Here is an 11862-nt window from a genome sequence, read left to right as displayed (position 1 = left end):
GGTTTCCGTTGGAGAAATATGGAGATATGATGGAGAACCTGCATTTTTTATGATGAGTCGACGAATGACTGTCCATACGCAATCCATGCCGATGACCGACGAGATTCATGGGGTGGTGCTTATTGCCGAAGATGAGCCGGAAATTGCGGATATTCTTCGCGCTTACCTGACTCGCAGTGGTTTACGCACGCTTCACGCCGCCAATGGCCGTCAGGCGCTGGAATTACACCTCGCGATGAAACCGGATCTGGTGCTGCTGGATGTACAGATGCCACTGGTTGATGGCTGGCAGGTGCTGTCGGGGATTCGCCTGCGCGGAGATACCCCGGTTATCATGCTGACCGCGTTGGACCAGGATATCGACAAGCTGATGGGGTTGCGTATTGGGGCGGATGATTACGTGGTCAAGCCATTTAACCCGGCTGAGGTGGTGGCGCGCGTGCAGGCGGTGCTACGCCGTGCCGGGCTGCGTGCCGAGCGTCAAGCCCCGCAAGCGCCGCGTTTTTTGCGTACCGAGCTGTTTCAGATAGACCTGGAAAACCATGAGGCGACGGTAGCGATCGACGGGGTCAGCCAATTGCTTGACCTGACGCTGACCGAGTTTCGTCTGCTTGCCCATATGGCGCGCGCGCCCCGTCGCGTCTTCAGCCGTGAGGAACTGCTGGTAGCCTGCCTGCCTGAAGGGGATTCCCTTGAGCGCACGGTGGATAGCCACATCAGCAAATTGCGTAAGAAACTCGAGCGCCTGGGGTTAAACGGTGTCCCGTCCAGTGTGCGCGGTGTCGGTTACCGGTTAGGCGAATCGTCATGAAGCACAATGGTAGCCTGAGCCGACAGATTATACGCTCCATGATCCTGCTGGTGCTGTCCGTCACGCTGATGATGGTGGTTGGATCCTACCTCTTCTATGGGCTGATGCTGAGTGTTTCGCCGGAGAGCCTGTCGCCAGACAATCAGTGGATGCCGACGACGGTCGAGTGGTTCTGGATGGGGGGAACGTCCTTACTGGCGTTGCTGATAGCGGTGGTGTTAGCCGTTCGACTGGCCCGCCGCATTCTGGTGCCGTTGAATTCGGTGGCGCACAGCCTGCGCCAAATCGCCGAAGGCGAGCTGAAGGCGCGTGCCGAAACCGATGATTACTCCCTGGGGGAAGCGGCCTTACTGGTGCGCGACTTCAACACGATGGCGGAACGGCTGGAGCGTATGGAACAAGAGCGGGCGTTCTGGAACGCAGCCATCGCCCATGAGTTGCGCACGCCGGTCACGATTTTACGCGGCCGTTTGCAGGGGTTGACTGAAGGGGTGTTCGAACCGGATATCGGGTTATTTCGCAATCTGTTGACGCAAGTGGAAGGGTTGGGGCGACTGATTGAAGATTTGCGGGTTGTGGGGCTGGCAGAGAGCGGTCATCTGGAACTGCGCTGGATGCCGACTCGCTTATCTGATGAGGTGACGGCGGTGGTCAATGCGTTCGGCCCGGTACTGCAACAGGCGGGATTTACGCCGTCGCTGGCGTTGGATGACCACCCGGTGCCCTGCGACCCGGTACGCATCCGCCAGGCTGTGCTGGCACTGCTGGAAAATGCGCAAAAACATGCCACCCCCGGCCCGTTAGGCATTCAGGCCGGGGTGGAACACGAACAGGTATTTCTGCGCGTGGAAGACAGCGGACCGGGTATCGCCCCTGATTTTGCCGGGCGAATTTTTGAGGCGTTTACCCGGGGAGAACCCTCGCACCCGGATAACACCAAAGGCAGCGGGCTGGGGCTGGCGGTGGTGCAGGCGATTGCTCAGGCGCACGGTGGACAGGCACGTTGTTACCCGGCACCATCCGGCGGCGCGGTGTTTGAACTACGCTGGCCGATTGCTGGTCGTAACAGCGAGCCGTTGGCCTGTGGGCCGCAACGCCGTTAAGCGCTAACTGGCGCTGTGGCTGGCCGATTATCGACGGGCCGGTTGAGCGTACCGGTGCGACCGGGAAAATTCGCTCGATTTACCTGCGTGACCCGGATCTGAACCTGATTGAGATAGCCGAACCGTTATCAGATAACTCGTTATCAGACAACGCGCGCTAAGCGACGCCTGTTTTTTATTCAGGGTATGAATGGGTATTCCATGCTCTATTTCTCATCAACGATTTTTCATCAACGGTTTTTTTACCAACGATATAACAGGATGCAGTAGCAGTTTATGACGAGTGTAGTGATAACCCAGGTGGTGATGTGCCTGATACTGGGAATGGGGCTTGGGGTGTGTGGCGGTATGTTGGGCATTGGCGGCGGGTTAATAGCCATCCCGGTGCTGGGAATGCTGTTTGGTATGAACCAGCATCTCGCCCAGGGAACGGCGCTGATTATGATTACGCCAAATGTGCTGATAGGGTTTCTGCGCTATCGGCAGCGCAACAAAATCGATACCCGTATGACATTGATGTTGTGCGCCTTTGCCACCGTATCGGCCTATATCGCCGCGCACATGGCGGCGGCTATTCAGGTTGATAACCTGCAACAGGCGTTTGCCATTTTTCTGTTGGTGCTGGCGACTTACTACATCTGGCAGTGGGTGAACAGCCAACGTAGCCGTACACCAACATCAGTATTATCAGCACGTTATCTTCCGGTGTTGGGGGTGGCGAGTGGTTTTATGTCCGGTATTTTTACCGTCGGCGGCGGGTTGGTCGTGGTCCCGGCGCTGGTGACGCTGTTTGGTTTCACCCAGACACAGGCACAAGGTATCGCGCTGGCGCTGGTGGTACCCGGCGCGCTGGCGGCGCTGGTGTCGTACACGCAGGCCGGTAATGTCGACTGGGCGACCGGCATTCCGCTGGCGATTGGCGGCATTCTCAGCGTGTCATGGGGCGTGGCGCTGGCGCATAAGTTGCCGGTGGTGGCATTGCGACTGACGTTCTGTCTGGTGCTGGTTGGCGTTGCGGTAGTGATGCTGGCAGGAAGATAACACGCGGAAAATATCGCTGGCGGGTGGTGTCAACCGCCCGTTGCCGCTACAATCCGTTCATCGATTAACCTTTGGATAACAATAAGGAGGACTATTATGCTGCGCTGTGAAATGTTTAACACTTCACATCCTTTTGGCGATCGCCGCTGCTCAAGCGTTATCGATATCGTGCTGCGATAACGGTGGCTTGAGCGAAGCAAACCGCATTTTCCCTTCTCTCGGGCTTACCGGGTTATCGTCAGCGTTGTGTTGACGAGGCACACTTGTGCCTGTAACTCTTGAGTAAGCAATGAGCACTTTACTGACTGTACACGCCCTGAGCGTGGATACCCCTTTCGGCCCTCTGCTGAACGACATTTCTTTTACCCTGAATCAGGGTGATCGCCTTGGTCTTATCGGCCATAACGGTTGTGGCAAAAGTACGCTGTTAAAGCTACTGGACGGTACGCTATCGCCAGGTCGCGGCAGTGTGACGCGCGCTAATCATTGTCTGCTGGCTCGTGTTGAGCAGCATCTGCCGATGGATCTGCATCCGCTGACGATGTTGGATGCGGTGCTGGCTCGCCTTCCCGAGACGGAACGCCTCAGCGAACGCTGGCGGGCGGAAACCTTGCTGGCGGAGATGGGCTTTGGCGAACACGACTGGCGATTGTGTGCCGGTACTCTCAGTGGCGGGCAGCATACCCGACTGCTGCTGGCGAGAGCCTTGATCACCTCGCCGGACCTGCTGTTGCTGGACGAGCCGAGTAACCACCTGGATTTGCCGACGCTATTGTGGCTGGAGCAGTTCCTGCAACACTGGAGCGGCAGCTTTGTGCTGGTTTCCCACGACAGCCAGTTGCTCGATAACGTCACCAATGGCAGCTATATCCTGCGTGACCGACAACTGCATTACTTTGCTCTGCCTTGTAGTGCTGCCCGCGCGGCGCTGGTGGAGCGCGATCGCAGCGATGCCTTGCGCCACAAAGCGGAGCAGAAGGAAATCGACCGCGTGACCGCCAGTGCTAAGCGGCTGGCGATCTGGGGCAAGGTCTATGATAACGAAGACCTGGCGCGCAAGGCCAAGCAGATGGAAAAACGCATCGAGCGGCTAAAAGAGGATCAAACCGAACTGACCGCCGGTAGTCAGTGGCGGCTGGCGCTGAAAGGCGAAGCGCTGAGTGCCGACCGTCTGTTGGAGATGACAACGCTGGACGTCAGCCCGGCACCGCAGCACCCGCCGTTATTCACGTTGCCGTTACAACGGGTGAAAAGCGGCGATCGGGTGGCGATTATCGGTCGCAATGGCTGTGGTAAGTCTTCGTTGTTGCGCCTTTTGTGGCAACAGTACTCGAGTGCGATGACGGATGGGGCGATTCGTCTACATCCCCGTGTTCGACTGGGGTATTACGACCAGACGCTGCATCAACTGCGTGATGACGACACCCTGTTCGATGCGCTGGCACCGTTCGCACCGGTGGCGCAGGACCGCAAGATGGCCTTGATCAGCGCCGGTTTCCCGTGGTCGCGCCATCAGCAAACCGTTGCCACCCTGAGTGGCGGCGAGCGTGCCCGGCTGTTGTTTGTCGGGCTGTCACTGGCGCGTTACGGGCTACTGATGCTGGACGAGCCGACCAACCACCTGGATATGGAAGGCAAAGAGGCGCTGGCCGATACGCTGCAAGACTTTGACGGTGGTGTATTGCTGGTGACGCATGACCGGGCGCTAATCAGCCGCAGTTGCAACCGTTTCTGGCTGATTGAGCACGGCGTGTTGAGTGAGTGGCACGATCTGGACCTGATCTATCAGCGTCTGGGGGCCGCGCCCGCTGACACCGCGCCCTCTTTGCCACCGCCTCCAGCGGCGGCGTCACAGGTGACATCAGCGCATATCGATGAAGCTGACAGGTTGCTGGCGCAACTGGTTGAACTGGAAAACCGGCTGGCTGAAGACCTGGCGCGTAAGGCGAAGCACCAGAAACCCGCGCTACAGACGCAGTGGCGGCAAGAAATTGCCCGTCTCAACGCCTTGCTGGGATTGGTGTAATGTTGATCGTGCCTGTTTGCAGAGGTGTAAAAATACCGACGAATTATTTTGGTTACACCACATCGGGTTTTCTGGCGTAAAAAACTGCGCTGAGGTGGGCGGCTTCGCCGGGTGAGCCGCATGGACGCGGCGAAAGCCCGTGCCGCTCCGGGAGAGCGTCACGGGCGGCCCGAACAGCGAAGACGAACGCCGAAGGTACCGCGAAGCGGCACAGTTTAGCCCTCAAGCCAGTGGTCAAGGAGAGGTGGCGTGTGAACCTCTCCTTGTCGTGCGTGCGATGATGTTACAAGGGAAGGCATGAGATCATCACGCACGAAACCTCTCACTGTTCCACCATAACCCGACACCTCATGCCGCAGGCAGACTATCAGCAATCCTCAATAATCAGGTACGCGGCATTTAACGGCCCGTGTACCCCCACCACCTTAATCAGCTCGATATCGGCGGTAGAACTGGGGCCCGCTATCAGGTTGATGCACGACGGTAAGGGTTCGCCCCGTTGCGCCCGCTGGCGCAAATGCTGGGCCAACTGCGCGACGCGTGGCAACAGGCAGCTTTTGCGGACAACAAACAGTGTTGATTCTGGCAACAGGCTCAGGCCACGCCCTTGTTGCGGGGTAGAGAACAGCACCACACCACCAGATTCAGTCAGACCATAATCGGCGTACACCACGCCGATACGCGCCTGTGTGGCGAGTTTGAGGTTGTCTTCCCCGGCGGCCGGGTCCCAGCACTGTGCCTGATAGTGCTGTTGCAGGTAGTCGGTGACCCCCAGCTCTACCAGTCGTTCATCGCCACTGACCAGTACCGGCGCGCCGCCATAATGCTGGCACAGCTTTCCGGCGGCCTCTGCGACCTGATTAAGCGGCATGACCTCGCAATGCGCCAGCATCACGTTACTGGCGTAATCAATAAAGGCGTCGCAGCGCTGTTGTGCCGTCAAATCGGTCAGACGGGTCGAGGCCGGGTTATTGTCCAGCGGCGGCAACGGCAGCGGTGTTTGACGTGGCTCACGCCCCAGTCGCCGGGCCAGGGTGGCCAGAAAGGCGTCACGGTTTTCCATTAGCGTTTCTCCTTAGTCTGACGCTGATGCTGTTTGAACCAACTGCGGAAGCTCTGACCATCGGCATCCGGCAGGTCGCGGGCTTCGGTCCACTCGCTGATCGCACCGATGTTAAACGGTATCTTGCCGTTACGAATGAGCAAGCGGGCGGCACGCGCACCTGCCACCATGCCGACTTTCCACAGGCCAGGGTGGCTATTGGCATAGTTGAACAACCCGACGATGCGTCGCTCGGCCGCAGGCGTCATCCCATTTTCTGCCAGCGTGCGTCGGTGTTGCACAATCAGTGAGGACAGAGGAATGCGCACCGGGCACACGTCATCGCAGGCGGTACACAGCGAGCAAGCGTAAGGCAGGTTCTTGAAGTCTTCATAGCCGCCCAGTAGCGGTGATAATACTGCGCCGATAGGGCCGGGATAGATAGAACCGTAACCGTGACCACCGATATGACGGTAGGCCGGGCAGGTGTTGATACAGGCACCGCAACGAATACAACGCAGAATATCCTGGAACGGCGACCCCAGTATTTTTGAGCGGCCATTATCGACGATCACCAGATGAAACTCTTCCGGGCCGTCAACGCCGCCCGGGTCGCGTGGTCCGGTCAGCCAGGTGTTGTAACCGGTAAGACGGGCACCGACCGCACTGCGCGCCAGCATGGTGAGCACCACATCGAGTTCCTCAAAGGTTGGAACGATACGTTCCATGCCCATCACGGCGATGTGGGTACGGGGCAGGGTGGTACACAAACGGGCGTTGCCTTCATTACTCACCAGACTGACGGTGCCGGTTTCCGCGACAGCAAAGTTGCAGCCGGTGATCCCCACGTCGGCGCTGAGGAAGTCGGCACGGATTTTCTGGCGAATAAAACGGGTCATGGCTTCCGGCGTTTCCGGACCGTCATAGCCCAACTGTTGTTGCAGTACACGCTGGATTTGGTGGCGATCTTTGTGGATAGCAGGTACCACCACATGGGAAGGCGCGTCCTTATCCAGTTGCAGGATGTATTCGCCGAGATCGGTTTCGATGACCTCAATACCGGCATTCTCCAGCACGGCATTCATCCCGATCTCTTCGGTCACCATCGATTTGGATTTCACCACCTTGCGGGCTTGTTTAGCCTGTGTGACTTGCAAGATGTAACGGGTCGCGTCTTCGCGTGTTTCGGCAAAGAATACCTTGCCGCCGCGAGCGGTGACCTGTTCGGACAACTGATACAGATAGGCGTCGAGGTTATCGAGCACATGGGCGCGAATTTGCGCTGCACGGGTACGCCAGAGATCCCACTCGCCCAGTTCATCAACCATCTTCTGACGGTTGGCACCGATACGCTCCTGCGCGTTGGCAACCGCCTGGCGCATGATCGGGTCGTCTATTTGTTGGCGGATACGCTCATGAAACGGGGTATTGCTGGTCTTGAGGTACATGGCGTCTCCTTAGCGGCTCATCAGTACTTCTGCGATATGCATCACCCGAACGGCATGCCCTTCGCGTTGTAGTCGCCCGCCGATGTTAAGCAGGCAACTGACATCGGCGCCGATCAGGTAGTCCGGTTTGGCCTCCATGATGTGCGCGACTTTTTCTTTCACCATTTCACCGGAGATCTCCGCCATTTTGACGGAAAAGGTACCGCCGAAGCCGCAGCAGGCTTCCTGTCCATGAAACGGCAGCAATTCCAGATCACGTACCTGATGCAATAACGCCAGTGGCTCTTCCCGCACCCCCATTTTACGAAACAGGCTACAGGACGGGTGGTAAACCGCTTTACCCGGCAGGCGGGCACCGACATCGGTAACCCCAAGGCGGTTAACAATAAACGAGGTGAGGTCCACCATCCGGCTGGCGACCTGGGTGGCGCGTCTGGCCCACTCCGGTTCGTCTGCCAGCCAGTCGGCATAGTGTTTGATGGCGTTGGTGCAGGAGCCGGCAGGCGACACGATAGGGTCGTCATTCTCTTCCAGCGCGGCTATCAGGTTTTTCATACCCGGCCGTGCCTCGCGGATATATCCGCTGTTGATGGCGGGTTGACCGCAACAGCCTTGTCGCTCGGGAAAGTGAATATGGCAGCCGAGCTGCTCCAGCAACAGCACGCTGTCACGGGCCATACGCGATTTGAGCGCATCGCCGATGCAGGTGACAAAGAAATTCACATTCATGTTGTTTTAGCTTCCTGTTTGTAGGGGTTAACAACTCGGGTGAGTCACTCGGGTTAAACGTCAGTAGGCACATTATTGTCGTACGTTCATCGGCCTGCGCCTTGTGGCCTGAACATGGGTCACACTCAACGGGGGACGTTCAATCCCTGTTCGACGCCCCGGCTAAAAAGAACCTGCCATAGCTGGATATTTCTGGCCCGAAAAGCACCGGCGCAGGCGGTCAGGTAGTAACTGAACATGCGCCGGAAAGCGGGTGAGTAATCGTCAGCCAGATGCGGCCAGGCGGTGTTAAAGCGTGCCAGCCAGGCCATCAGGGTTTTATCGTAATCGGCACCGAAGTTGTGCCAATCTTCCATCACAAAATAGGATTCACTGGTGTCGGCAATTTGTTTAATGGATGGCAGGCATCCGTTGGGGAAAATGTATTTATTGATCCACGGGTCAACGTTATGCGCCGTTTTATTCGACCCGATGGTATGTAACAGGAACAGGCCGTCCGGCTTCAGGCACCGATTGACCACGTCAAAATAGGTGGCGTAATTTTTCGGTCCCACGTGTTCAAACATGCCGACGGAGACAATACGGTCATACTGTTGGTGAAGGTCGCGGTAATCCTGCAACAGAATATGGATATCCAGCCCGCCGTTGCGCGCTTCCACAAAGGCTTTTTGCTCGGCGGAAATGGTGACGCCATGCACGGTAACGCCGTAATGTTGAGCCGCGTATACCGCCAGACCTCCCCAGCCGCAGCCGATATCCAGCAGCGTCATGCCGGGTTTCAACTGGAGTTTTTCGCAGATTAACGCCAGTTTGTGCTGCTGGGCGTCATCAAGGGTGTCGGCCTCTTTCCAGTAACCGCATGAATACTGCATGTAGGGGTCAAGCATATGGCAGAACAGGTCATTGCCGAGGTCATAGTGGACTTTGCCGACCTGCCAGGCGCGTTTGCGTGATTGAAGGTTGACCAGCCGGGCCAGCGCGATGCGCATCAGGTCACGCCAGCGTGCCGGGCGCTGCTCATCCAACTGGGCGGCGAGTATCCGGTGAAAAAACATATCGAGCCGTGCACAGTTCCACCAGCCTTCCATGTAGCTTTCACCCAATCCTACGGAGCCTTGCTGTAGTACCCGTTTGAAAAAGCGTGAGTCGTTAACCTGAATATCCCAGGGTTCGGTACCGTTAATGGTTATCCCAGCCTGATGTAACAGTTCCTGTGCAATACGCCGCCATTCATTTTTTTCGCTGATGTCATCAACGATGCAAACATTACTCATGATGTCTCCTTAAATAACAGTTAGTTCAATGAGTTATTACAGGTGCTAATCACTACTGGGGTACTGTTATTTCGGGACATCTTGTTTCGTGACATCGGTGGTTGCCGCAAAAATGACGTATTCCCTCAAAACATGGACAAGGTATGACTAAAAACGGCGGGTCGCCGTGATATAAACGTAATGTCGCTTCCATGAAGTGTTCCCCAATCCATTTTCTGGTTTGAAAAATCGTATGCTCACAGAGACTTCGGTCATCAGGTCATGGGCTGGCACCTGCTGAACAGGTGTTGATTATCGGGTAAATCAGGCTGGCCTGCGTTACCCTATCAAGACAAACTTCATCGAGTAGAGGTCAGGCCGTTATGTCTCATTCGCTTGTGTCATCTCCCCGCTTGCCGATAGCAGGGCAGCCTGCGCCGGTATTGCTGTCTTTACCGCGTCCGGTCTACTTTCGCTCTTACCCACTGGTGAAAGGGACCGAAGTGGCACAGCATCAGCACCCGTTTGTCGAGTTTCTTTATGCGCGAGAAGGGGGCATGCGGGTAGAGATTGAGGGGAAGACGCTGATTGTGCCGGTGCTGTATGGGGTGTGGATCCCGGCGCATGTGCCGCACTGTATTCTGTCAACCAGCGACGTGATGCTGGAAAGCCTGTATATCGAGCCGGATTATGTGGCTATCGACCACAGCAGTTGCAAGGTGGTGCTGGTCAGCGATTTTATTCGTGAGTTTATCCACTATGCCACTAAACACGTGCCGGAACAGTATGACTATGACGGGGATGACGCCCAGTTAGTGAAGGTATTGACGACCTTGCTGCGGCAGTTGCCGGATGCGGGGTTTTCGCTGTCGTGGCCGTCTTCCGCCACCTTGATGCGGGTATGCCGCGATATCCAGCAAACGCCGGATGCGCCTCACGGCATTGAGGAGTGGTCGGCACGCACCGGCATGTCGGTGCGCACGTTTTCGCGTCGTTTTAAGAAAGAAACCGGCGTGGCGTTCAGTGAGTGGAAGAAACGCATGCGGTTACTGGAATCCGTGGTGATGCTAAAAAACAACCGCAGTGTCACGCAGGTGGCGCTGGATCTGGGGTATGCCAGCACCGCCTCGTTTACCTTCGCCTTCCGTCAAATGTTTGGCGTGCCACCGACGCGTTATTGACCGGTTTCTCGCGCCTTTTGCCGTAAGGATTAGTGTGCCAACGCCATCATCATCGGGAACAGCAGCGGTGCCATCAGCGACGTCATGATGCCGCAGATAACCAGCGCCAGCGAACTGAACGCGCCTTCTTCATAGTCCAGCTCGGCGCAGCGGGCCGTACCGAGTGCGTGCGATGCGGTGCCCATTGCCAGGCCGCGCGCTGCTTTGGTGTGAATGTGCATCACATTCAGCAGCATGTGACCGAATACCGCGCCAAGAATACCGACAAAGATAACGCACACGGCACTGATGGCCGGAATACCGCCGATGCTGCCACCCACCGCCATGGCAATCGGCGTGGTGACCGATTTCGGCATAATGGACGCGGCAATCGCTGGGGTAGCCCCCAGACGCAGAGCAATCCAGGTGCCGGTCACCATCGCCACCAGACTACCGATAAAACAGATGCTGATGATCGACTTCCAGCGCATGCGGATTTGATGCAATTGCTCGTACAACGGAAACGCCAGCGCGACCACGGCCGGTTGCAACAGGCTGTTGAGTACCGAGCTGCCCCGGAAATAGTGTTCGTACGGGATATGACACAGCAGTAAAAACGCAATCAGTACCACCATCGACACCAGCAGGGGGTTTAACAACGGTGAATTCAGCCGTTGTGCCAGCCGACGCGCCAGAAAGAACACCAGCAGCGTTAACGGCAGCGACCAGACGATATCATGCCACATGGTTGGCTCCTTTTTTCTCGTCAGCCTGATGACGGGCTGATTTACGCCCGTGAACCAGATGTGAGCAGCTGCTGACGGTGATCAACACCACCAGCGTACTGGCGGCGCACGAGAGGATCACCGGTGCGAACTGGGCGCGTAGCAAATCAAAATACTGCATCACGCCGACGCCAATCGGCACAAACAGCAGCGCCATATAGCGGATCAACACGTGACAGCCCGGTTTGACCCACTGCGCCGGAATAATCTGCAACGACAGCAGCAAAAACAGGATCAGCATACCGATGATGCTGCCCGGCAAGGTGATAGGCAGCACGGCGGCAATGCCGATACCGAGGAACAAACAGGCGTAAATCAGTAAGAACGCCCTGGCCTGGTGCCAGAAGTGGGTCATAAAGGTATTCATGAACGCATTTACCACGGATAAAAGTTGCCACTGATCACAGTGGGAGGATAACGGTGTTGATTATCGCTCGCTTAGCCGTGGCGCTTATTATCAAATC

Annotated in this window: 11 protein-coding genes and 1 pseudogene; 6 read left to right on the top strand and 6 right to left on the bottom strand. The window is 56.8% G+C overall.

Annotated features, from left to right (window positions below):
• The first annotated feature begins 64 nt into the window (after positions 1 to 64).
• The 5 genes and pseudogenes from FGI04_RS12020 (at position 65) to FGI04_RS12000 (ending at position 4981) form a co-directional block, all read left to right on the top strand.
• Positions 65 to 811 (top strand): response regulator, encoded by a 747-nt coding sequence (locus FGI04_RS12020; protein ID WP_407336790.1) that lies wholly within the window; start codon positions 65 to 67, stop codon positions 809 to 811.
• Positions 808 to 1914 (top strand): ATP-binding protein, encoded by a 1107-nt coding sequence (locus tag FGI04_RS12015; RefSeq protein ID WP_407336789.1) that lies wholly within the window; start codon positions 808 to 810, stop codon positions 1912 to 1914. The genes FGI04_RS12020 and FGI04_RS12015 overlap by 4 nt, the downstream gene beginning before the upstream one ends.
• Before the next feature lie 11 nt (positions 1915 to 1925).
• A pseudogene (locus FGI04_RS12010) lies at positions 1926 to 2075 on the top strand (VOC family protein); the annotation flags it as partial.
• A 115-nt stretch (positions 2076 to 2190) separates the two neighbouring features.
• Positions 2191 to 2955 (top strand): sulfite exporter TauE/SafE family protein, encoded by a 765-nt coding sequence (locus tag FGI04_RS12005; RefSeq protein WP_252999971.1) that lies wholly within the window; start codon positions 2191 to 2193, stop codon positions 2953 to 2955.
• 289 nt (positions 2956 to 3244) lie between these two features.
• Complete coding sequence (locus FGI04_RS12000; RefSeq protein WP_407336788.1) at positions 3245 to 4981, top strand: ABC-F family ATP-binding cassette domain-containing protein; 1737 nt, start codon at positions 3245 to 3247, stop codon at positions 4979 to 4981.
• Between the two features lie 367 nt (positions 4982 to 5348).
• Here the strand turns inward: FGI04_RS12000 and FGI04_RS11995 are convergent, their stop codons facing one another.
• The 4 genes from FGI04_RS11995 to cfa form a co-directional block, all read right to left on the bottom strand.
• Positions 5349 to 6044 carry a LutC/YkgG family protein gene (locus FGI04_RS11995; RefSeq protein WP_407336787.1) on the bottom strand — a complete coding sequence of 232 codons (696 nt, stop codon included), beginning with the start codon at positions 6042 to 6044 and terminating at the stop codon, positions 5349 to 5351.
• Entirely contained in the window at positions 6044 to 7471 is a 1428-nt protein-coding gene (locus FGI04_RS11990; protein WP_168365301.1) for a LutB/LldF family L-lactate oxidation iron-sulfur protein, read from the bottom strand. Before FGI04_RS11990 ends, FGI04_RS11995 begins: the two co-directional genes overlap by 1 nt.
• Positions 7472 to 7480: 9 nt before the next feature.
• Entirely contained in the window at positions 7481 to 8200 is a 720-nt protein-coding gene (locus FGI04_RS11985) for a (Fe-S)-binding protein (protein ID WP_407336786.1), read from the bottom strand.
• 125 nt (positions 8201 to 8325) lie between these two features.
• The gene (gene cfa / locus FGI04_RS11980; protein WP_016943821.1) at positions 8326 to 9474 is read right to left on the bottom strand and encodes a cyclopropane fatty acyl phospholipid synthase; all 1149 of its coding nucleotides are present in this window, start codon (positions 9472 to 9474) and stop codon (positions 8326 to 8328) included.
• Between the two features lie 362 nt (positions 9475 to 9836).
• On the opposite strand from cfa, the gene FGI04_RS11975 reads away from it, so the two are divergent.
• Entirely contained in the window at positions 9837 to 10634 is a 798-nt protein-coding gene (locus tag FGI04_RS11975; protein ID WP_029456658.1) for a helix-turn-helix domain-containing protein, read from the top strand.
• Between the two features lie 29 nt (positions 10635 to 10663).
• On the opposite strand, the gene FGI04_RS11970 is transcribed toward FGI04_RS11975, so the two are convergent.
• Together FGI04_RS11970 and FGI04_RS11965 are read right to left on the bottom strand one after the other, a co-directional pair.
• Positions 10664 to 11359, bottom strand: coding sequence for a CidB/LrgB family autolysis modulator (locus FGI04_RS11970; RefSeq protein WP_038926008.1), 696 nt, complete (start codon positions 11357 to 11359; stop codon positions 10664 to 10666).
• Positions 11349 to 11765 (bottom strand): CidA/LrgA family protein, encoded by a 417-nt coding sequence (locus tag FGI04_RS11965; protein WP_016943819.1) that lies wholly within the window; start codon positions 11763 to 11765, stop codon positions 11349 to 11351. Before FGI04_RS11965 ends, FGI04_RS11970 begins: the two co-directional genes overlap by 11 nt.
• Positions 11766 to 11862: the final 97 nt, after the last annotated feature.

The organism is Dickeya ananatis, assembly GCF_019464615.1.
Lineage (GTDB): Bacteria > Pseudomonadota > Gammaproteobacteria > Enterobacterales > Enterobacteriaceae > Dickeya > Dickeya oryzae.
This window is presented reverse-complemented; position numbering and strand designations above follow the sequence as displayed.